The following is a 22,630-nucleotide window of genomic DNA, read 5'->3' on the forward strand; positions in this document are numbered from 1 at the left end:
TCGTTCGTCGGTGATGGCAAAAACTGTATAAAACAGTTCATCTAATAATCGAACCCATCACGAAAATAAATCGATGGAAGTGAACCCAAATGTCTGGAACTGCATGCGGCCTTCGTGATCATCATCCCGCAGGTGCTTCCTTTCCTGCAGCGACAATTGTTTGCCCTCATTCTGCAGGATTTGGTTGGGGCGGAGGATATCGTCAACGAAGTCATCGAAGTGACAGATGGAAATGACAGTGCGATTCTCACTCGCTATTCGCTTCCCGACACATAGTCGCTCCTGCTGAGTAAAAACCCACTTTGCTTCGATCCTCGAAAGCGCAATTCGCATCTTTAGCGATCCGACGCTTAGGCTTTTCTCGAGCTTTCGGCGGCGCCCTCCTGAAGAGGGCTATCGCTCCTGCCTTCGTTCGTCGTCGAAGGACGGCCCGTTCCCTCCAGGCGCAGCACCCCGGGGAGTCGTTTGGATAAACGCGAACTCGCTGCGCCAATGGCAAGCTGCCGCTCTTTGTCCAACTGGTCAGCCTGAAACGACGAACCCGTTGTTCTCCCCTCGGTTTCGCTACCGATGGATCAAGCGCCGCCTTGAGGTCAGCGAGCGCGGCCGCACCAGCCTTAGAATCATTCACTTGCCCGACGCCACGCGCATCAATCGCAACGCCGCCGACCTCAGCCACCATGTTTGCCGCAGCCGAAAATTCCAGATCCAATCGGTTCGTTTCGTCTTCCGGGAGATCGAAGCCGTCACACCCGCTGCCAAATCACCGCTCGCCTGGATCTGCAGCTTCATGCCGCCGCCCAACGTGCCCCGGAAATCACCTTACGCAGCGACCCGACCCAGGCCAAAGCCTGCTCTCGTAACTGCAATCCCTTGCGGCCGAACAACCCCCGTGTGCTCCCCCCTGAGGTCAGCAACCGTCTCAGGTGCCACGCGCAGCCGAGACAGGATCGGCAATCGGCCGGTCCTCGGTGGCCGCGATTGCAGAGCTGTGCCGGTGCATGAACAAGGTAGGTTCAACAAAGACGGCTTTCGCATGCTCCAGGACGACCGGATCATAGTCGATGTCTTCGGTCTCCCCTTTCTCGACATGCGCCGCCGGCACTTCCGAAGCTGGTTCGAGAGGCTGCCGCGTGAACTGCGACCATTCCGGGCGTCCGTGTAGAAAGTTGAGCTTGTTCAGCACCGCCACGCTTTGCATCCTCGTCCCAATTCGGATCCACCCAGACGGACGCCTCAGGCCGTGCGCGTATCAGCCCAGCAATGCCTGTCTGAGCCGGTGAATATGGCCGGTGCCGATGCCGCAGCAGCCACCGACGATCGTTGCGCCTGCTTCAACCCATGAACAGGCGAAGCGCGAATAGACATCGTCATTCAGATCGTCGCGGGTGTCGTGCAGGCCCTCGTTGGCAGCAGAATCGCCTTGCTCGCCTTCGAAGGCGTTGGCATAGACGCCGATTTCGAGCGTAGCACCTTTACCTTTGAACACCCGGGCTGCGGTTTCGACCGCCGGCCGCATCACTTCCGGCTTACTGCAATTGAACAGGAGCACGCTTGCTCCCGAAGAGGCAGCCCAGATCGCCGCATCCTCGACCCGTTCGCCGGAGCGCAGTTTCGGTTCGCTGCCGTTTCTCTGCGTCGCATTATCCGCGAGCGTAAACGAGATCCAGAACGGCTTGCCGGTCGCCGCAACCGCGGTGCGTACGGCTTCTCCTTCCGCGACCAGGCTGAGGGTTTCGCCGAGCCAGACATCGATATAGGGATTGAGATTTTCGACCAGTACCTTGAGATAATCCTGTACGCGCGAAGGATCGAAATTCTCCGGTTCATAGGAGCCGAAGATCGGCGGCAACGAACCGGCGACCAGCACCTTGCGATCGCTGCAGGCATCGGCTGCTTCACGCGCCAGTTGGCCCGAGCGCGCAATGAGCTCTGCACCTTCCTTCCGGAAGCGCTCGTCGCCGATATGGAAAGGCACGAGTGCGTAGCTGTTCGTCGTGACGACTTCCGAGCCGGCGGCGATGAATTCCTCATGCACCTTTCGGACGATGTCGGGCGAATTGATCAGCGCCAGCGCCGACCATTCCGGCTGCTTCAGTTCGGCGCCGAGGCGCATGAGTTCGCGGCTCATGCCGCCGTCAAGAATGCGGAGTTTGCTCATAAACGGATCTCCCAGAATGGATTAGGCGGGTATCAAAGTCTGGCCGCACGATTCCTGTATCGACGGCCGGCGGTTCCAGATCGGACGGTCGGTCTCTGCGAGTTCGGCAGAAGCCTTCAAGCAGCCGTGAGGGCATGGCCTTCCTTTTGCATTGTGGCGTCAGCGTCGCACCGGCACCTGCGCCTCCAGGCGGCGGAAGGTTCGGGCGATGATGGCCGTTAGAATGAGATAGAAGACCGTGACGACGATCAGCGGCTCATAGACGAGCAGCGTGTCCTGACGCACCTTGCTGGCGACGGCGTAGAGATCCATGACCGTGACGGTAAAGGCCAGCGGTGTCGCCTTGAGCTGCATGACGATCTCGCCACCGATTGTCGGCAGCGCAATACGAATGGCGCGTGGCAGCCAGATGCGCCGCGTCAGCGTGAAGGGACGCATGCCGAATGCGCGGCCGGCCTCCAGCTCGCCCTTCGGAACGGCAAGCAAGGCACCGCGGAGCACCTCCGCCTCATAGGCCGCATAGTTCAGCGTGAAGCTCACAGCCGCGAAGAAGAAGCCCTCACGCAGGATCGGCCAGAACAGGTTCTGACGGATGCCCGGGATCATCGGCAGCAGCGATCCGACGCCGTAATAGAGAAGCCAAAGCTGGATGAGCAGGGGCGTGCCGCGGAAGAAAGTGCAGTAGGCGCGAGCGGCATATCGCACAACTGGACCACCGCTGACCTGCGCGAAGGCAAGGCCGATTGCGAGGATGAAGCCGAAGACGACCGAGATTACCAGCAGCGATATCGTTTGCCCCGCGCCGGCCAATAGAAGCGGCCAATAGGAGACGATCCATGAAAAGGTCATGTCGTGCGCTCCTCAGGCGAGCTTCGGCTGACCGCGCCGCAGCCGGCGTTCGATCAGGTTGAAGACGACGTTGGAGGCGAGGGTGAGCGCGAGGTAAAGAAGGGCAGAGGCGAGAAAGAAGATGAAATAATGCTTCGTGCTCGCCCCGGCCAGGCGTGTGGCGAGCGCCAGCTCCTGGTAGCCGACGACGGCAACCAGCGCGCTGTCTTTGGTGATCGACATCCACAGATTGGCAAGGCCCGGCAGGGCGTTCGGCAGCAATGCGGGAAGCACGACACGGCGAAAACGTAGCGTGGGGCTCATGCCGAACGCCTTTGCCGCCTCGATCTGACCGACAGGGATGGCGAGGATCGCGCCTCGCAGCACTTCCGTCATGTAGGCACCCTGCACGAAGCCGAGCACTGCGACTGCGACCGCGAAGCCGTTCATCTCGAATGTGGGCAGATTGACGGCGGCCAGAAGCCGGTTGAGCCCATCCGTTCCGGCATAATAGAGACCGACGATCAGAATGAGCTCCGGAATGGCGCGGATCGCTGTCGTGTAGAGATCAAGTATCAGGCAAAACGGCCTGTTGCCGGAAAGCTTGCCGAGAGCGCCTGCAGTGCCGAGCACCAGGCCGATCAGAAAAGCACCGGCGGAAATGGCAATCGTGGAGGCGGCACCCGACAACAGCACGCCCCCCCATCCTGGCGGATAGGGGGAAAGCAGCTCCAAAATGGTTTGCTGGGTGGCCACCATCGTTCGGTTGGCTTATTTCGCGCCATAGATGTCGAAGTCGAAATACTTCTTGGTGATTTCGTCGTACTTGCCGCTGGCGCGGACTGCCGCAATCGCCGCGTTGAGCTTCGCCTTCAGCTCTGTGTCTTCCTTGCGCAAACCACCGGAAACGCCGGCTCCAAGGATTTCCTTGTCGTCAGCCACATCGCCCATCTTGGCGCAGCAATCCTTGCCGCCATCGCTTTTCAGGAAGGCATCAAGAGCAAGAGAATCGCCGAAGACATAGTCGATGCGACCGGCTGCCAGATCCTGAAACGCCTCGTCGAGGGTTTGGTAGGTCTTCTGCTCTGCGACGTTGGCAAAATACTTCTTGTAATAATCCGACTGGATGGTGGACACCTGAATGCCGATGGTCTTGCCTTTCACGTCATCGGCAGTCGCACCGGGCTTTCCATCCTTCGGGCCGATCAGTGTGCTGGGTGTGTTGTAATATTTGTCGGTAAAGTCGATGACCTTGGATCGCTCTGCGGTATTGGACATCGACGACCAGATCACGTCGAACTTCTTGCTCTGAAGGGCCGGAATGAGGCCATCCCAGGAGAGCTCTACGATCGAGCATTTCTCCTTCATCTGCTCGCAAACGGCGTCCATCAGATCGATTTCCCAGCCCTGCCACTTGCCCGAAGCGTCTTTGGCGAAGAAGGGCGGATAAGATTCGTTCATGATGCCGAAACGAACCTCGGCCTGCGCAGTGATAGTGGAAACGACAAGCGTGGCGCCGGCAAGAAGGATGGGCAGCAGTTTCATTGGCAGAAGTCTCCAGATGAGGTTGTTTGTGATGGCGGTGTGGATCAGTGGACGAGCATTCCGGTGAATTCCCGGCACCGGGCGCTGAGGGGAGTATCGAAGATCTGTTTCGGCGGCCCCTCCTCCTCGATCCGCCCCTGATGCAGGAAAAGAACGTGGCTGGAGACATCGCGGGCAAAGCGCATCTCATGCGTGACCAGCAGCATGGTTCGGCCCTCCTCGGCGAGGTCGCGGATGACCTTAAGCACTTCCCCGACCAATTCCGGGTCCAGCGCCGAGGTTGGTTCATCGAAGAGCATCACGGCGGGATCGACGCAAAGCGCACGGGCAATTGCGGCTCGCTGTTGCTGGCCTCCGGAGAGGAAGGCGGGGAAAGCATGGCGCTTTTCGTAGAGGCCGACCTTGTTGAGCAGAGCTTCCGCCTTCTCGACAGCCTCGCGGCGCGGAACGCCCAAGACATGCACCGGGGCTTCAATGACGTTTTCAAGCACGGTCCGATGTGCCCAGAGATTGAAGCTTTGGAAGACCATGCCAAGACCGCTGCGCAGCCTCTCGATCTGCCGCCAGCTCTTCGGCTGCATCTGTCCGCCGCGACTAGGTTTCCAGGCGATTTCCTCGCCATTCACAACGATGCGTCCACGATCCGGTATTTCCAGTAGGTTGATGCAGCGAAGAAAGGTGCTCTTGCCGGAGCCCGAGGAACCAATGATCGAAATGACATCGCCCTTGCTGGCTTTCGCCGAAACACCTTTAAGGACTTCATGCTGGCCAAAGCTCTTGTGGAGATTATCCACCTGAAGTGCTTGGAGGGACGGTTCTGTCATGCGTGGTTCCAGTGAAAAGCAATTTGCGGAGAATATCGCTAAGACACGCTGTTTTTGCGCGCAAATTCTGATCATTTTGGGTAAATTATGCAGAAATTCGTTTCTAACGCATCAAATATGACGCAATGCCTATCTCAGAGGGCAAATTAGCCACCAGAAGGACCGAAGGAACAGATATGGAAAGACTGGATCGTTTCGATCGCGATATCCTCGACATCGTCCAGCGCGATTGCCAGCTCACAGCGGAAACCATCGCCGAAAAGGTCGGGCTTTCGACCTCGGCCGTGCAGCGGCGGCTGAAACGTCTCCGCGAAGACGGGCTTATCAAGGCGGAAGTCGCCATCATCGACCGAAAGGCGACCGGCACGCCGATGGTGTTCATCGTCGGAATGGAAATCGAGCGCGACAATTACGACGCCTTGGCGAAGTTCCGCATTTGGGCGGAAAAACAGGATCACATTCAGCAGGTCTATTACGTGACCGGGGCGGTGGACCTGATTGCCATCGTCACCGCCTGCGACGTCGAGCACTATGACGACATCGCAGCTTTGATCATGGCGGAAAATCCGCAGATCCGCCGCATGCACACCAACGTCGTGTTGCGCGATGTTAAACTCGGCATGTTTGTGCCGCTGACGGAGGACGATCGCAGTCAGTAGAGTTTAGTCGGCTAATCACTGGCTCTTCGGCTGGGCGGTTCTAACCGCCTTTAGATCGTCGACATCAGCCTATCGTGGGACTCGCTATGAGCTTCAATTTCGCTCAAATTCTCGACCACCCAGCCTGCTAGATGACATTGCGGACGAAATCTGGACCCTCGTCACCAAGCGGGATCGCCCGGAAGCGATTCTGCCGCCACTACCCCACGCCTAATGGCACGTTAAGGCGAATGCGAGCTTCTCCTGCGATAGTCTCCACAAGCAAATTTCGCCATCACCGTCAGCTTCTCGCCAGCGGGAAGCTGACCTTTCCTTCTTTTTGGGGCCGGGAGACCGCATTCGAGAGATCGAACTTCACTGGAAGCAATAATCCTACTCGCAGACCTGGACTTACAGCCGATGGCAGAAAACGCGGATATATAGAATTCGATGGCGATTGCCGCGCGAATGGTCGCAGCCTATGTAATCAGGGATACGCTCTGAAATGGCGGTGGCTTTCGGAATGGCTCATGCGCTTCTAAAGCTGAAACGGGTATACGACGAACCCTCGAACGAAGATGGTCGAAGGGTGCTTGTCGATCGGTTGTGGCCGCGCGGCCTTTCCAAGAAAGATGCGAAACTGACCGACTGGATCAAGGACGTGGCTCCATCGCGGGAGCTCAGGAAGTGGTTTGGGCACAGGCCGGAACGGTTCACAGACTTTCGAGAAAAATACCGGCAAGAATTGGCGTCTAACCCGGCGGTGCAGGCACTGCTCCATTTCAACGATGAACCGGTGACATTGGTGTATGGCGCCAAGGATCCGGATCACAACCACGCGGTCGTGCTTTTGGAGTTTCTGAAGGGGCTGGAGGATCGTGGCTCGTTAGCCAGCGAAATTTGAACCGGAAAGAGGGAATGACACCTGGCGATCGAGTCGGAGACGAGTCGCGACTCAGCATAATATTGGAGACCAGTTCGAGCCGTTCGAACGCACGCGGCTCTACCTGTGCGAAAGTTCTAACCCAAAAGGCAGCTTCATCGGGCGGAGCGTCTAACAGGCCGAGAACACAGCGAAAATCCTGATTCGTTTCTTAGCCGGGAAATGGCGTTAAGATGGCGCTAACCTGATTTTGCTGGACGAAAACACAGAATCATGTCCTTTGTTAGCGGGTGGTGGCCGATAGAACGAGTGTAGGCCGCCAAGAGGGACAAATGGCGCTAACAAAACAAACCGAGCAGGAGAATGCTTTTCCCGAGGATGCTGCGACGAAGATCGTCCGGCATGCCGGCATGCTTTCGAACCAGCTCCAGGCTTTGCGGGCCCGCATGTATCCGCCGAAGGCGGAAAAAAGCCTGCGACATTTCATGACGAATGAGGTCTCCAAATTGACCTCCATTCCCGACTCGACTCTGAAGCTATTGTCCAATGAAGGCCGCGGGCCGGTTCCGAGCCGGCTTGAAAACAATCATCGCGCCTATACGCTGCAGCAGATCAATCAGTTGCGCACTATGTTCGCCGAGCAGAAGCCCTCGGATGCACTGCGGTTCCTGCCTTATCGGCAAGGCAATGAGCATCTTCAAGTGCTCGCCGTCGCGAACTTCAAAGGCGGTAGCGCCAAGACGACGACCAGCGTCCACCTCGCACAATATCTCGCACTCCACGGCTATCGTGTTCTCGCGATCGATCTCGATCCGCAAGCCTCACTCTCTGCGATGTTCGGTTTCCAGCCCGAGATCGACGTGCAAGCCAACGAGACCATCTATGCCGCCTTGCGGTATGACGACGAACGCCGTCCGATGAAAGAGATTATCCATCGGACCTACTTCGATGGCATCGATCTCATTCCGAGCAATCTCGAGGTTATGGAATACGAGCACGAGACGCCTCGCATTCTGGCGCAGCGATTGGGCAGCCGCGAAGGCATGTTCTTCGAGCGGCTGAAACTCGCCTTGGACGAGGTCAAGCATCGTTACGATGTGGTTATTCTCGACACGCCCCCTTCCCTCGGCTTTCTGACGCTTGGCGCCATTCACGCTTCGACGGGTATGCTCGTCACTGTCCACCCGGCAATGCTGGACGTATCGTCGATGAGCCAGTTCCTGTTGATGATGGGCGACCTCATCCAGGTTCTCGGCGAAAGCGGTGCTGTGTTGAAGCAGGATTTTTTCCGCTACCTCATCACCCGCCATGATCCGAACGACCAGCCACAATCGCAGGTCGTGGCCATGCTTCGTCATCTTTTCGGCGACGATGTCATATTGCCGACGGTGGTTGAAAGCACGGCCGTTGAGGCCGCGGGGCTTGCCAAGCGAAGCCTGTATGAATTGGAGATGGGTCAGGTCGGCCGCGATACGCATCGCCGTGCGCGCGATGCTATGGATGCAGTCAACGATGCCATCCTGGACTTGATCAGAAGCAGTTGGGGACGGCGATGACGAAGTCCCCAAAAAGATCATCGCTAGCCGCGAGCTTTGGACTGCTCGCAGCTGATATCAATGCCGATACGCAGAAGCCCGCTGAACAACAGGCGCCTGCTTCGGCGCCTGCACGCGTGGGCGCCGGCGTCATTGGCGCCGCCCACAAGGCCATTAGTGACATTAGGGGCGAACGCGACCGGCTTCTTGCCTTGCTCGAGGCAGGCTCAGGGGGCTCGACCGAGATCGATCCGAGTTTGATCGATCCCTCGCCCTTTCCTGATCGGCTTCCTGACGACAATGACGGATCGTTTGCCGGATTCAAGAAGAGCATCGAGGAAGATGGGCAGAAGATTCCCATCCAGGTGCGCCTTCATCCGACGTTGACGGGCCGGTATCAGGTGATCTATGGGCACCGCCGTTTGCGTGCCGCGCGTGAGCTTCAGCGTCCCGTCAGGGCGTTGATTTTGGAAATGTCCGATCGAGACCTTGTTGTCGTTCAGGGTATCGAGAATGCTGCGCGCCAGGATTTGAGCTGGATCGAACGAGCGCTTTTTGCATGGCGCATGGACGAAGCCGGCATCCGCCCAAAAGACATTTATGCGGCGCTGGGGATAGACGATGCCGAGCTCGCGCGTATGCGATCCGTCTATCGTGTCGTCCCTCTCGACGTTATCGAGGCCATTGGCAGAGCGCCAAAAATCGGACGCCCACGATGGGTCGAATTCGGTGGGTCGTTAAAAGCCAGACCTGATGTACTTAGGGTAATCAGAGAAACCCTGTCATCTGACAGGGTTTTGCACTTGATGTCGAATGAGCGATTCAGCGAGGCCATGGGGATGTTGAAAACCCCCACGGCCCGCTCGACTGGTCGCGATATTCGTGATGGACACGGCAAGTCCCTGGCAAGGCTTCAGATTACGAAAAAGGAGCTTAAGCTTGTGCCCGAGACTAAGCGAGGCATCCGGTTTGCAGCCTTCTTGGAAGGTGAAATACCGGCGCTAATCGCAAAGTTCGAGGCGGCTGACAAACAGGATGATGCATAAACCCTGTCAACTGACAGGGTTTTATCAACGCGTTCGCGCGGACTTGGAAAAACTTATCAACGGAAGAAGCCCTCACGGCGAACCATTTGAGAGCCTTTGTATTCTTGTAGCGAAGATATCATTGCTCTTTTGCCGCGACCTTCGATCTGTTTGGTATCCGCTAACCAGCGGAAATAACTCGGCCAAACGCCGGGAAACCATGACTGAAACGAAGAGAGAAAGGTAAGCGACGGCAAAAAGAAAAGGCCCCCAAACGGCGAACCATTCGAGAGCCTTTGCATTCTTGTAGCGAAGATATCAATAGCTCCCCCCGAATCAGTTGTCAATGCATCGAAGTCGTTTCGGTGGCCGTATTCGCTTTGCCTGCGATCAGAGGCGAAGATATGAACAATACGAATTTCATAACGACGCCGTTTGGGCGGCGATCGATGACACTTGGCATGTTGTCAAATCAGTATGACGCCAAGGATATTGAGCCGGGGAAATCCATCGACAAATGGAAACTGTTTCGCGCCCTTTGCGAAGCCAGAAATGTTTACGGAATTTCCGATCGCGCTCTTGCGGTCTTAAACGCGCTGCTGAGCTTTTATCCGGAAAATGCCCTATCGGAAGAAAACGGTCTGGTGGTTTTCCCCTCCAATGCGCAGTTGTCTTTGCGGGCGCATGGCATTGCTCCGGCGACGCTCAGACGTCATCTCGCCGCTTTGGTGGCGGCAGGATTGTTGATCCGGAAAGACAGTCCGAACGGCAAGCGCTATGCACGGCGCGATCGCTCAGGTGAAATCGACGAGGCTTACGGCTTCAGCGTAGCGTCTCTCATCGCACGCGCCGATGAAATCTTTGCCCACGCCGCAGTCATCGTTGCGGATCGTCAGCGCTTGCGCATCACCAAGGAGCGTTTGTCGATTTGCCGCCGTGACATCACAAAGCTGATCGAGACCGCGCTCCAGGAACAGGCCCCGGGAGACTGGATGATGATCCAGGCGACATTCCAGTCGATGGTAGAAGCCATACCGCGCGCGCCGCATATCCGCGATTTAGACAGCGTTCTCGAAGAACTGGAGATGCTCCGCAGCGAAATCGTTATCCGTTTGGAAAAACAGCTGGAAACGCAAAAACAAAGCGCCATAGAATCCCAAACTGAGCGCCATATACAGAATACAGATCTTAAAAACATTCTTGAATCTGAACCAGCCACCAGCACGCAGCCGGTTCAGGACTTCATGCCAGACCACACCGACAATGGATCCAGCAGCGAGAAAGATTCATATCGCCCTTCCGCATCCATGGACGACAAACGTCGATTAACCGTCTCCGAAGGGTCTATCATCCCTTCTGTTCAACCGCTGAAGTCTTTCCCCCTCGATCTTGTGATCCAGGCTTGCCCCGAAGTCGTGTCCTACGGTTACGGCGGTAGGGTCCAGAGTTGGCGAGACCTCATGGCAGCGGCAACCGTCATCCGTACGATGTTGGGCATCAGTCCGTCCGCTTACCAGGATGCTTGCGATATCATGGGGCCCCAAAATGCAGCAACCGTCATTGCCTGCATGCTGCAGAGGGCTGAGCATATCAATTCCGCAGGCGGTTATCTCCGCAACCTGACACAAAGGGCACAACGTGGTGAGTTCGCCATTGGCCCAATGTTGATGGCTTTGGCGCGCTCGCACAGCTCGATAGGGCGAGATGCGGCATGAAACACCTCGTCCCACGTATCCTAGTAAAAATCCGGCTGAATATGGTCTCTGCCAACAATCTCGGAACCGCGCGTCCTCAGATCTCTGGAGAGAGCGTCGCTACAGCCAAGCATGACGAGACATGAGAGCCTATTATGCGATGAAGATATCGGGCGGTGAGTTTGAGACCAATCGGCGAAGACGCCGTGCGCCTCTCCCACCAGTCGAGAGAGCCAAAGCTTGAATATGGAAAGGACATTTACATGAACCAACGCGAGCCCTCGAAGGAAAGAGGATCTTCGGCTCCTCGCGATCGCCGCTTAGATACCGTTCGGCACCACACCGGCGCCAAAAGATCAGCTATGTCACCTATTTCACTTTGCGTTTGGGCGCTATTATAGTAACCTCCCTCTCGTCAAATCGATCTCAAATCAGCGCTTTGCGCGGCTAGAGATCGCTTCCATCCCAAACATCCAAGTTGATCGAAATAAGCCCCAAAAGGGGAATAACGAGTGACGGAAGCTAAAGCTTAGATTATTTCCGTTTGGCAGCTTAGCTTAAATTTAACAGGCATTTAGCCCAGGCGATAATTTGCATCCGCACCGGGTAAAAGGGGCACGTGGGGCAGATTTGGTGGCGGTGCCGGTTGATTGGGTAACGGTGGTGGCGCAGCCGGGCCGAAGCGGCCCCAAGTGCTCAAGCCCGAGCGAGAATGATCGCCGACAGGGGCGGAACCGGTTGGCCGACGTTGACGATACCAAGCCGGTCACCGAGATAGTGGTAAAAGAACAGCCCAAGCTCCTGGCAGGTCTTCATAAGACCAAGCATGACGTCGCCCGCAACACGGCCATCCGGGCGACAAACTACGTTTGCGCTGGGCTCATCGTGCCGCCGGAGATCTTTCGCTTCGTGACAAAACTCCGCAGAGCATTTTGGGATGCATTGGTGTGCAGCGGAATCTCGGGATGATCGAGCACTTTGAGCAGCTCGTTCTTCCTTCGATGCAGCCGCTCAAGCAGCTTATCCAGTGCCTCATGTGCGCAGGGCGAAGATCCGGTCGAACCGTCGTCGGAAGGCAGGAGCAGCATGCGGTGAGGGCGTCTACTTCCAGGCCTTCACCGCCTTGTAAAACCGCCAGACGAGATCGCGAATAAGTGCGAGGGATCGCTCCTCCTTGGCAGTGGCCGGCATAAGCTTTTGCAGAAGACGTTCGGCGTGGATCCAACACAGCGCGTGATTGCCGACGCGGAACTGGCCGGCGTCGTCAGCGTATCGGCATGCTCGGGGGAGGGGAGCCGTTTCGTCATGACAGATTCGAATCGTGATTTGCCCCGATCCGGAATCCCCGACCTCAGCCGCGTCCCTCAACGGGCCCGGTTATGCACACTTCTATGCTCGTGTACTGAAACGCTGCCACCGATTTTGCCCCACGTAGGTAAAAGGGGCAGATTTGGCGGCTCTCGCTTTTGGTTCAGAATTTCATTGAAGCACCCTTTCTGCGACCAGCGAACCGCAACAACCGATTCCGCTCGCGGAAAGAGGTTGCGCTCCCTAAATATTAAGGCTTTTCAGCTATTTCCTCCGATAGCTTGTAAGGACGTAGGCCAGGGCATGGTGCCGCGGTGACCGGCGCACACGTTCAGTCTTGAGCTAAAAGCGTCTATGCCAAACTAACCTCGATGCGGAGGGACGGTGTGTACGGAGGGCTGACAGCATTGCGGGAAGACCATCGAAGCCAGAGGAGTAGCCATATCGAGGCCCCTTTGTTTTCTCCGGAACAGTGGCTCGACTCCCTGACGCCAGTCGCTGCTTGGCGACTGCTGATCCTCAGCTTAATCTGTGTCGCAAGCTTGGATTGGCTTTTCCAAGCCAGCGGCATCCACAATGTCGGTCTGCTTTATATGCTGCCAATTTGCGTTGCGTGCTGGCGTTTCGGTTTCAAAACTGCGATCGGCGTCGCGGTAGCGGAAATCATGTTGTCGACTGTAACCTTACTGAGAGCTTCCGGTCATCTGGACGCGAGCGCGATGGTCGAGCTGGCAATGCAGCTTATCAAGTTCGGATGTGTGGCTGCTGTCGTGTCGCGCTTCCGGCAAAGTTTCGACCGGGAACGCTTCCTTGCACGGCGAGATTGGATGACAGGAATTTTAAACAGGCAGGAGTTCCAACGTCAGGCTGAAGGAATGCTAGCATCGGCAACGACACGCAAGCAGTCTTTGCTACTTGCCTATTTCGATCTCGATGGCTTCAAGGCCGTTAATGATCAGTTCGGACACCAAGCAGGAGACCGGCTCCTGCAATGCCTTGCAGAAAAGGGGAAGTCACTAATAGGCTCGGAGGATTGTTTCGGGCGGATGGGCGGCGACGAATTCGCTGTGCTGATGGAGCTGGCAAAGGCAGAGTGCGCCCTGGAAGTGACGGAGCAGTTGCATGTGGGATTCACCGCGGCATTGGAGAGCACTGGTCACAGGGTTACATGCAGCATGGGCGCGGTGGTCGCCCTCCCGGGTGACGGCGCTTCGCTGCACGAGCTGATGCGCCACGCTGATCAGCGCATGTATGCCGTGAAACATGACACCAAAGCTGGCTTCAGCTTGGCAGGCCATGCTCCTCAATTTGACTTTGACCCCTTGCTGTCTCCAAGACAGCAGACATGTTCGCATCAATCCTGAAGGTGATCGAGGAGTTCATCTCGAATTGGTCTCTTGGCGATAGATTGAACCGCCCGCAGCATGACAACGATGCAACGCGAAGGGACAGGGCGCTCGTCCTTTTCGCTACATTTCAATTGGCGAAATTCTGTGTTTAAACCTTCTTCCAAGGTGCAATACGTGGCCTTGGGGGACGAAGATGCGGCGCTTGACGCCTGTTGCTGTGTTTCTTTCGCTTTTTGCCGCAGCGATATCCAGTGCTTCGGCAGCCGAGCTTCTCTACAGTGATTTCAGCTTGCCGGTGTTAGATCAGAGGCAATGGTGTTCCTGCCAGATCGACGACAAAAATACGCCGGTAACATTCTCCGCCAATCCAGCCGAGAAGAAGGATTATGTTGCTGGAATCACCGTCAACGAGTCCTCACTTGGCGGCAAGAAGTGTGAGCCCGCCTGCGAAGTGCCGCAGGAGACGGTGACTACGCAATACAACTTCGTGGCCGATGTCAGCAGACCGGAGTTTCTCGGAACGAATTTCTTTGCGAAAGCGAAACCGATATGGGCGCCAACGGCGGGCCAGCCCGATCGCTATTGTAACGACGCCGCCTGGAGCCGGGTCAAGGCAGCCAACCAAGAGAACGAATGCATTCAGCGCGAAGAGCTTCGTTTGCAAAAACCGTTCTTTCGAAGATCCGATGTGCCACTCGTCTATTCCTTCCGCTTTCGCATGCCGAAGGAGGTTTTGAACGACAAGGATTCCATTCGCTGGATAACGGCGCAATGGAAACAGGAGCCCATCAACGGCAAGTATGGTCGGGAGTTTGCCGGCTGGTCACCAAGCCCGTTCCTCGCCCAGCGCTATGACGACGGCATCCTGCATGTCACGGTTCAAGATGATATGTGCAGGTGCCTGATCGCCTCTGCGCTCGCCAAGGGCAGCGATCTCGCCTGGAAAAACGGAACGCCGCAATATTGCCAATCCATCCGGCCGGAGGACAGCGACGGCAAGGGTTGTACGCCCGATTTGAACGTGGAGTATGGGCGTGATCCGATCCTGTCGACGCCAGCGGGGAAATGGGTCGAGATGCGTTATCGTGTGCAGGCCGGCCGTGATGGCAAGGCTTTCATCGAGATCCACCAGGATGGCAGGTTCATTGCCAGAGTAACCGGCAAGATCGGGTATGAGCCCGACCCATCCTCTCCGCCGATGACCAAGTTTAAGATCGGCCAGTATCGCGACTACATACCGTCCTCGGATACGTTGGAGCTGGACTGGATCAGGATCAAGACCGCCCGGAATTGAGGCGGCCCCTTTTGCCAGAGGTTAATGACGATCGAAGCAGCTACGATAGCTGCTGCGCAACCAGGGCGGCCCAATAGTCGATGCCGTAAGCGATCGCATTGTCATTGAAATCATAGGCCGGATTATGCAGACCGGCGCTGTCGCCATTGCCGAGCCAGATGAGTGCACCGGGCCGCTTTTCGAGCATATAGGAGAAGTCCTCCGAGCCCATCGTCATCGGCCAGTTGCCATTGACGCGCTCAGTGCCCACAACGCTGTTGGCTGCGGCGATCGCAACCGCGGTCTTCTCGGCATTGTTGACGGTCACCGGATATCCCGGACGCCAGTCGATTTCGGCCTGCGCGTCATGGAGCTTCGCTGTCCCCGTCACCACTTCGCGAAACCGTTGTTCGACGGCCCGGCGCGTCGCCGGCAACATCGTCCGGACCGTGCCGCCGACTTCGACTGCGGGAGGAATGACGTTCAGCGCTTTCCGATCGCCGCCGCTGATGAAGGTGACGGAGATGACGACAGGGTCGAACGGATCGGTAAAGCGCGAGACGATCGATTGGAGCGCGACAACGACATGCGACGCGACGAGCACGGGGTCGCGGGCAAGATGCGGCGAGGCCGCATGACCGCCTCGTCCGTTGATGGTGATGACGAAACGATCACCGGCAGCCATCATCGGGCCGCTGCGGATGGCGAACGAACCGACGGCAAGCCCCGGCTGATTGTGCATGCCGTAGACTTCATCGATGCCGAAACGATCGAGCAGCCCCTCCTCCAGCATGACGCGCCCGCCACCGCCGCCCTCTTCCGCCGGCTGGAAGATCAGAACGATCTTGCCCGCGAAATTGCGATCGGCGGTAAAGCGTTTGGCGGCGCCCAGTAGAATGGCGGTGTGGCCGTCATGTCCGCAGGCATGCATCATATTCGGTATCTTCGATGCATAGGGCAAATTCGTCTGTTCGGACATCGGCAGAGCGTCCATGTCACAGCGAAGCGCGATTGTCTTGCCACTGCCTCGGCTGCCCGTGATCACTGCCACGACCCCAGACTTGGCCATCCCCGTCACCACCTCGTCGCAGCCAAACGCCTTCAGCTTCTCCGCCACCATCGCCGATGTGCGTGGCAGATCGAATAGCAGCTCAGGATGTTGGTGTATCTCGCGACGCCAGGTCTTGGCCTCATCCGCTATGACGCGCGATGCTTCGGACGGGTTCATAAATAGTCTCCTTCAGAAGGGTCTTGCACTAGCGCTCAAATCGCCGCCGTGCCGGCGGAGCTGATCTGCATCAGAGATAGCGATGAGCAGCACACGAGTACAGTCACCTTTTGCAGACGGGCAGAGAAGCGGAGGTGAAATGCGATGCGAACCGGAACGTGCCGCCAGGGATCCTGAATGGTATGATGATTTCAAACTGAGGGAGGGTACCGGTTCTCATAGGTGCACTCGTCCCCTAATTGCTGCCTCATCTTCACCAGAATTAAAGAAACGGAAATTAGAGAATAAAGCTAAGCATACCTTTGTATCTCGAAAGCTGTTAGGCGATGATGACCGTATTGGGCTGTATAGTCAGCAAACATGATATCTGGCTGGTGATCGTTGCCGCAATTGTATGCATCGCGGGCTCCTGGGTTATCATCCGCCTATTCGACCGAGCAGCCAGCACGACCGGTGTACAGCGGATCGGATGGCATCTTCTGACGACGGTCGCGGCCGGTTCCGCGATCTGGTGCACGCACTTCATAGCGATGCTGGCCTATTATCCGGATGTGCCTGTGGGCTTCGATCCGGTCATGACCATTATGTCGCTATTGATCGCAATGGTCGGTGTTCAACTAGGCCTTGTTGTAGCGGCGAGTAGCCTAACGCAGATTGCACCGGCCGTCGGAGGCGCGGTCGTCGGCCTTGCGATTGTCGCGATGCACTATACCGGCATGATGGCCTATCGCGTGCAAGGCATCGTTTCGTGGGATAAGCCTTACCTTGTAGCGTCGATCTTGCTCTCTGTCGTGTTTTCCGGCTTGGCCCTGCATTTCGCGATGCGCCGTGTCTCTCGCAGCGATAAATATAGTGCGACGGGCGTTCTCGTTCTGGCGATCGTCAGCATGCATTTCACCGGAATGACGGCGTTCCGTGTTTCCCCAATGCTGATCGACGGCACTTTTTCGAATCCGGCAGCTCTGCAGGCGCTTGCACTGGCCGTTGCCGGGGTTGCGTTAATCATCGTCGGCGCGGGGCTTGCCAGCTATCTCATAGATAACAGCATGCGCGCAGAGTCGTATGAACGACTTCGGCACATGGCCATGAATGATAATTTGACGAACCTGCCGAACAGGGCGAGTTTCAATGATCATCTCGATCAAGAACTCCGCATTGCCGACGAAACAGGAGGTCAGGTTGCGCTGATTGGCATTGATCTCGACCGTTTCAAAGAGATCAACGATCTTCGCGGTCATGCCACCGGCGACGAGGTGCTGAAGATCCTCGCGCGGCGCATGAGCAACCTTCTGGGTGATGGCGAGTTCGCTTCCCGGCTCGGCGGCGATGAATTTGCCGCCATTTATCGCATGCGGCACCAGGCCGGCCTTGCCGATTTTCTGGCGCGTCTCGAAGCCGCTCTCTTCGAGCCCGTTCGCGTTGATGATTATGAGGTCGTCCCGGGAGCCAGCCTTGGCGTTGCCCTCTACCCCGATAATGCCGACAGCAAAGAGGCTCTGATCAATAACGCAGATCTCGCCATGTACCGCGCCAAGACGGACGTCACGCGAGCGGTTTGCTTTTATGAGCAATCGATGGATGAAACCGTCAGGGCTCGCCGGACTCTGGCAAGCGAGCTTCGGCAAGCAATCGAAAACAACCAGTTGGATATTCACTACCAGGTGCAGACGTCCATCTCGACCGGCGAAGTCTGCGGATATGAGGCTCTGCTTCGCTGGGAGCATGCGCAACATGGTTTCATCCCACCTTGCGACTTCATCCCGCTTGCAGAGGAAAATGGCCTGATCCAGCAAATGGGGGAATGGGTGCTGCGAACCGCCTGCTCCAGGGCGGCGTCCTGGGAGCCTCCCTACAAGGTTGCTGTCAATCTTTCTCCGGTTCAATTCGCGCACACCGATCTGCCGAAGCTGGTCCTCGAAATCCTGATTGAAACGGGACTGCCAGCCGATCGATTGGAACTGGAACTGACGGAATCGACCATCTTCGCCGATCGGGAGCGCGCACTGCATATGCTCCGCCAGATCAAGGCGCTCGGCGTCAGCATTGCTCTTGACGATTTCGGGACGGGGTATTCGTCGCTCGATACGCTGCGCTCCTTCCCTTTCGACAAGATCAAGCTCGATCGCTCCTTCATGAGCGAAATCGAATCCAGTCCGCAGGCCAAGGCGATCATTCGTGCTGTGCTGGCTCTCGGCAAGAGCCTCGATATTCCAGTGCTCGCCGAAGGCATCGAGACACAGGGCCAACTTTCGCTTCTGAGCGCGGAAGGCTGTGATGAAGCACAGGGATATTTATTGGGTCGCCCGGTACCTCTGCATCAGATCATCACCAGCGGCCAAATCAGCCTGACGCGCTCGGAGTTTTTGGCAGGAAAGGCCACGACAAAACGTTCGCAGGAACCGGCGGTTCATGCTGCCGCTCGTTCGGCCTGACCAGAGGCCTTCCGGCCAAGATTGCGAAAAGCAGGCACACAGGCCAACCATCTCGCTCTTAACAAACGTCAAGCTCGATCTTATCTGCATCGAATACGCCGCGTGCGAAGGCGATATACCTTCGCGCCGCGGTTTATAAAATCGCCGGCTGAAGCCGATTGTCGTTCCCGGCAAATGACAATCGGCGTATATTCGCGCTTCGGCGTGGATCGTTGCGCGACAACAGAGACCAGCTATTCGTGGGGTATGGATAATGCAATTTTCACCGGAAGCGGCGGCCCGCTCGCATGTCGAGAGCCAGGGTATGTGGCCGATAAGGCGGAGTGATATCCTTGATTGGCTGATGCATGACACCCGCGACCAACGCTTCATCGACAATATCCTCGTGGATTTGTGCGAGAGGCTGCGGGCCGCGGGCATCCCCGTCGCAAGGGCGACGATGCATTTCAGAACGCTTCACCCGCAGTGGCTCGGCGCACGAATCCTCTGGCGCACGGGGTTGAAGGAGGCGAACATCAGCACCTTCAGCTATGGCGTCGAGACGACGCCGCAGTTTCTGGCAAGCCCGATCAACGAGATCTTCAATGGTGCCACCGAGGTCCGGCAGAACCTTGAAGAGCTGGATAAGGCCGATCGGCCGGCCTATTCGCTTTACGAGGAAATGCATGCCGAGGGATTGACCGACTATATCGCCTGGCCGATCTACCATACGCTCGGCAAACGCCATATCGTCACCTTCGCCGCCGACATACCGGGCGGCTTTACCGAAGAGCACGTCACCTTCCTGAAAGACCTGTTGCCGGCCCTGACGCTGGTAAGCGAGATCAGGCTGAAGAACATCCTGGCCCGGACGCTTCTGCGCACCTATGTCGGGCCGCATGCCAGCGAGCAGATCCTGGCGGGCGCCACGACCCGCGGCAGCGGCACCACCGTCGGCGCGGCCATACTCATCTGCGACCTGCGCGACTTCACGACGATTTCGGACATGTGGCCGCGCGACGACGTCATCGATCTTCTGAATGGCTATTTCGACGCGATGTCGGAGCCGATCGAGAAGCATGGCGGCGAGATCCTCAAATTCATGGGTGATGGATTGCTGGCGATTTTTCCGCTGAGCGACCCGATGGCCTGCGCCAATCTTCTCCAGGCGATCAGCGAGGCGGAGGCTGCGGTCGGCGCATTGAATGAAGAAAATAGCCGGCAAGGCCGCGAGGTGCTGCGCTATGGCGTCGGCGTGCATGTCGGCGATGTGATGTACGGCAATATCGGTTCGCGGACCCGCCTCGATTTCACCGTTATCGGCCCGGCCGTCAATGTCGCTTCGCGGCTTGAGACGCTGACTAAGGAGGTCAAGCGGCCTGTGCTGTTGTCCAAGGCTTTCGTCGAGATGGCGGGCTGTGAAATCGAGATGGAAAGCCTCGGTGCCTTCCCTCTCAAGGGACTTGGCGAACCAGTCGACGTCTTTGCCTTCGCGACGAATGGCAACAGCTCAGCGCGCCATCAAGCCCGGTCGTAATATCGCGGCCAGGACGCCTGCTCGAGCCGATTGTCGCATGTCGAGATGTGATAACGCGGATCGCAAAACGTGAAGCGTCTGGGGCTTTTGTCTTTTTCGTAATCGCTTATATTATGAATGGGATAACTACGATAGCCGCCTCAATTTTGTGGGATCGTTCTGCAAAGACGGACGTTAGTTAGAGCCGACTCAACGGCTCGACGAGCGGGGTGCCTTGCGCCCTGAATACTCTGACAGGAGAGAAAGATGAAAAAATTACTCGCGACGGCATTTTCAGCAGCATCATTGATCGTCATGGGTGCGGCGGCGGCGCACGCGGCCGACCTGCAGACCACCTACCGGGAGCCGGACGAGCGCAACGGCGTGAAGATCGGCTATCTCACATGCGACATCGGCGGCGGTGTCGGCTATGTGCTCGGATCCGCCAAGGAAGCCGATTGTGTTTTCCGCTCGACCGTCGGAAGAGAGCGTATAGACCATTATAGCGGTGCGATCAGAAAATTGGGCGTCGATCTCGGCTTCACGACCCGCAGCCGCCTTGTCTGGCTCGTCTTTGCTCCCACAGCCGGCTATCATCATGGTGCGCTGAGCGGCCTTTATACGGGCGTTACCGCCGAAGCGACCCTTGGTGCGGGCGTCGGCGCCAACGTCCTTCTCGGCGGCTCCTCCGGCTCCGTCCATCTCCAGTTAATCAGCGTGACCGGCCAGCTCGGGCTCAATGTCGCCGCTACCGGTACGTCGGTGACGCTGAGCACGGTAGAATAATCTCCACTGCTATTTTCGCCCTGGGCGTATGCTCCTTCTCGAGGAGGATACGTCCGGGACATGATTTACAGGATAAATGATGGCCGCAGGTTTCGAAGCGTGGCCGTCACGCAGCAATCGCATTCCGTACCGCCCCTGCGGGAGAGCACGCGCAAAAGCAGAGTCCTGGATGCCGACGGATGCGGGACGATTAGGCTCAATTAATTGAGCCGGCTAATCATGGTATTGAGGACCGGGCGCGCAAAACCGGGTTGCCGCACCGACAAAACGCCTCAGCGGAACGAAAATGCATTCACGATCAAACCTACGGGGGCTATAGCTGAGTTATCGCCGATAGGCACATTGGACCCAAAGCTCATGACTGATACCGTTACCGACCGCTTCCTTCGTTATGTCGTTGTCGACACCCAATCGGATCCCAAGTCATCGACGCAGCCCTCCACGGAAAAACAAAGGAATCTTGGCCGCATCCTGGTCGAGGAATTGCTGGCGATCGGCCTTTCCGACGCGCATCTCGATGAGCACGGCTATGTCTACGCAACCATTCCCTCCAATGTCGATAGGCCGGTCCCGGTCATCTGCTTCTGTTCGCATATGGATACCGCGCCCGACTTCACCGGAACGAACGTCAAACCGCAAATCCTTCGAAATTATGGTGGCGGTGACATCCAGCTCCCAGGCGAGCCGCAACAGATCATTTGCGTCAGCGACAATCCGGTCCTGCGCGACCAGATCGGCAACGACATCATCACGTCAGACGGCACGACGCTGCTCGGCGCCGATGACAAGGCCGGCCTTGCGGAAATCATGACGGCAGCGCAATTCCTCGTCGACAATCCGGAGATCAAACATGGAGCGATCAAGCTCCTGTTCACGACGGACGAGGAAATCGGGCGAGGGGTCGACAAGGTCGATCTGACGAAGCTCGGCGCCGAGTTTGCCTACACCGTCGATGGCGAAACGGCCGGCCATATCGAGGATGAAACCTTTTCTGCCGACGGTGTCGAAATCACCATTCAAGGTGTGGCCATCCATCCCGGTTTCGCCAAGGGCAAAATGGAGAACGCCATCAAAATCGCCGGCGACATCATCAGCCGACTGCCGAAGGATATGGCGCCGGAGACGACAGAGGGCAGGGATGGCTTCGTTCACCCGACCGGCGTGACCGGTTCGATGGAAAAGGCAGCCCTCGGCTTTATCGTCCGCGACTTCGACGACGGCGGTCTTGCCAGCAAGGAGACCATGCTTGAGGCGATCGTAAAAGAGGTGATGACGGGCTATCCCGGCTCCACCTATTCCTTCAACGTCAAGCAGCAATACCGCAACATGAAGTCCATTCTCGACCGCCATCCGGAAATCGCCGACAACGCCATCGAGGCCGTCCGGCGCGCTGGCATGACCCCTGTACGCGGCAGCATCCGCGGCGGCACCGATGGTTCGCGGCTGTCGTTCATGGGCCTGCCCTGCGCCAACATCTTCGCCGGTGGCCATGCCTTTCACTCGCCGCTCGAATGGGTCAGCCGGCAGGATATGGAGAAGGGCGTCAAGACGCTTGTCGAATTGGCAAAGATCTGGGCGGAGCGGGCTTAAGCGCCTAGCAAACGCAATGGCGGCGCTGTTTCGTCC

At 57.3% G+C, this 22,630-nt stretch carries 19 protein-coding genes and 1 pseudogene; 12 read left to right on the plus strand and 8 right to left on the minus strand.

The window, feature by feature from the left end; all coding sequences use genetic code 11:
• The first annotated feature begins 114 nt into the window (after window positions 1-114).
• A complete protein-coding gene (locus GGD50_RS16235; RefSeq protein ID WP_246451236.1) occupies window positions 115-276 on the plus strand; it encodes a hypothetical protein in 162 nt (53 codons plus the stop codon).
• 646 nt (window positions 277-922) lie between these two features.
• Here GGD50_RS16235 and GGD50_RS16240 read toward each other — a convergent pair.
• The 6 genes from GGD50_RS16240 to GGD50_RS16265 all read right to left on the minus strand — a co-directional run bounded on the left by GGD50_RS16240 (window position 923) and on the right by GGD50_RS16265 (window position 5,358).
• Window positions 923-1,192: a hypothetical protein gene (locus GGD50_RS16240; RefSeq protein WP_183938383.1), complete on the minus strand. Its 270-nt coding sequence runs from the start codon at window positions 1,190-1,192 to the stop codon at window positions 923-925.
• Between the two features lie 60 nt (window positions 1,193-1,252).
• Window positions 1,253-2,161 (minus strand): homocysteine S-methyltransferase family protein, encoded by a 909-nt coding sequence (locus tag GGD50_RS16245; protein WP_183938384.1) that lies wholly within the window; start codon window positions 2,159-2,161, stop codon window positions 1,253-1,255.
• Window positions 2,162-2,320: 159 nt separating this feature from the next.
• A complete protein-coding gene (locus GGD50_RS16250) occupies window positions 2,321-3,010 on the minus strand; it encodes an ABC transporter permease (RefSeq protein WP_183938385.1) in 690 nt (229 codons plus the stop codon).
• 12 nt (window positions 3,011-3,022) lie between these two features.
• Entirely contained in the window at window positions 3,023-3,748 is a 726-nt protein-coding gene (locus tag GGD50_RS16255; protein WP_183938386.1) for an ABC transporter permease, read from the minus strand.
• Window positions 3,749-3,760: 12 nt separating this feature from the next.
• Window positions 3,761-4,534 (minus strand): transporter substrate-binding domain-containing protein, encoded by a 774-nt coding sequence (locus GGD50_RS16260; RefSeq protein ID WP_183938387.1) that lies wholly within the window; start codon window positions 4,532-4,534, stop codon window positions 3,761-3,763.
• 44 nt (window positions 4,535-4,578) lie between these two features.
• Window positions 4,579-5,358 carry an ABC transporter ATP-binding protein gene (locus GGD50_RS16265; protein ID WP_183938388.1) on the minus strand — a complete coding sequence of 260 codons (780 nt, stop codon included), beginning with the start codon at window positions 5,356-5,358 and terminating at the stop codon, window positions 4,579-4,581.
• A gap of 176 nt (window positions 5,359-5,534) precedes the next feature.
• On the opposite strand from GGD50_RS16265, the gene GGD50_RS16270 reads away from it, so the two are divergent.
• From GGD50_RS16270 to repC, 5 genes are all read left to right on the plus strand, one after another.
• Window positions 5,535-6,017, plus strand: a complete 483-nt coding sequence (locus GGD50_RS16270) for an Lrp/AsnC family transcriptional regulator (RefSeq protein WP_183938389.1) — start codon at window positions 5,535-5,537, stop codon at window positions 6,015-6,017.
• 484 nt (window positions 6,018-6,501) lie between these two features.
• Window positions 6,502-6,900, plus strand: a complete 399-nt coding sequence (locus GGD50_RS16275) for a DUF488 domain-containing protein (RefSeq protein ID WP_246451238.1) — start codon at window positions 6,502-6,504, stop codon at window positions 6,898-6,900.
• Window positions 6,901-7,211: 311 nt separating this feature from the next.
• Window positions 7,212-8,435, plus strand: a complete 1,224-nt coding sequence (gene repA / locus GGD50_RS16280; protein ID WP_183938390.1) for a plasmid partitioning protein RepA — start codon at window positions 7,212-7,214, stop codon at window positions 8,433-8,435.
• Window positions 8,432-9,460 carry a plasmid partitioning protein RepB gene (gene repB / locus GGD50_RS16285; protein WP_183938391.1) on the plus strand — a complete coding sequence of 343 codons (1,029 nt, stop codon included), beginning with the start codon at window positions 8,432-8,434 and terminating at the stop codon, window positions 9,458-9,460. The genes repA and repB overlap by 4 nt, the downstream gene beginning before the upstream one ends.
• A gap of 383 nt (window positions 9,461-9,843) precedes the next feature.
• The gene (gene repC, locus GGD50_RS16290) at window positions 9,844-11,154 is read left to right on the plus strand and encodes a plasmid replication protein RepC (RefSeq protein WP_183938392.1); all 1,311 of its coding nucleotides are present in this window, start codon (window positions 9,844-9,846) and stop codon (window positions 11,152-11,154) included.
• Window positions 11,155-11,829: 675 nt separating this feature from the next.
• Here repC and GGD50_RS33510 read toward each other — a convergent pair.
• A pseudogene (locus GGD50_RS33510) lies at window positions 11,830-12,402 on the minus strand (IS66 family transposase); the annotation flags it as partial.
• 494 nt (window positions 12,403-12,896) lie between these two features.
• Here GGD50_RS33510 and GGD50_RS16300 point away from each other — a divergent pair.
• Complete coding sequence (locus GGD50_RS16300; protein ID WP_183938393.1) at window positions 12,897-13,805, plus strand: GGDEF domain-containing protein; 909 nt, start codon at window positions 12,897-12,899, stop codon at window positions 13,803-13,805.
• 178 nt (window positions 13,806-13,983) lie between these two features.
• Window positions 13,984-15,084, plus strand: a complete 1,101-nt coding sequence (locus GGD50_RS16305) for a heparin lyase I family protein (RefSeq protein WP_183938394.1) — start codon at window positions 13,984-13,986, stop codon at window positions 15,082-15,084.
• A gap of 40 nt (window positions 15,085-15,124) precedes the next feature.
• Here the strand turns inward: GGD50_RS16305 and GGD50_RS16310 are convergent, their stop codons facing one another.
• Window positions 15,125-16,291 (minus strand): M20 aminoacylase family protein, encoded by a 1,167-nt coding sequence (locus tag GGD50_RS16310; RefSeq protein ID WP_183938395.1) that lies wholly within the window; start codon window positions 16,289-16,291, stop codon window positions 15,125-15,127.
• A gap of 326 nt (window positions 16,292-16,617) precedes the next feature.
• Here GGD50_RS16310 and GGD50_RS16315 point away from each other — a divergent pair, with 326 nt between their 5' ends.
• The 4 genes from GGD50_RS16315 (at window position 16,618) to pepT (ending at window position 22,594) form a co-directional block, all read left to right on the plus strand.
• Entirely contained in the window at window positions 16,618-18,723 is a 2,106-nt protein-coding gene (locus GGD50_RS16315) for a putative bifunctional diguanylate cyclase/phosphodiesterase (protein ID WP_183938396.1), read from the plus strand.
• Between the two features lie 253 nt (window positions 18,724-18,976).
• On the plus strand, window positions 18,977-20,239 hold the full coding sequence (locus tag GGD50_RS16320; protein ID WP_183938397.1) for an adenylate/guanylate cyclase domain-containing protein: 1,263 nt from the start codon (window positions 18,977-18,979) through the stop codon (window positions 20,237-20,239).
• Between the two features lie 246 nt (window positions 20,240-20,485).
• Complete coding sequence (locus GGD50_RS16325; protein ID WP_183938398.1) at window positions 20,486-21,004, plus strand: DUF992 domain-containing protein; 519 nt, start codon at window positions 20,486-20,488, stop codon at window positions 21,002-21,004.
• A gap of 357 nt (window positions 21,005-21,361) precedes the next feature.
• Window positions 21,362-22,594, plus strand: coding sequence for a peptidase T (gene pepT, locus GGD50_RS16330; protein WP_183938399.1), 1,233 nt, complete (start codon window positions 21,362-21,364; stop codon window positions 22,592-22,594).
• The last annotated feature ends 36 nt before the right edge of the window (window positions 22,595-22,630 follow it).

The organism is Martinezella paranaensis (assembly GCF_014200235.1).
GTDB lineage: Bacteria > Pseudomonadota > Alphaproteobacteria > Rhizobiales > Rhizobiaceae > Rhizobium > Rhizobium paranaense.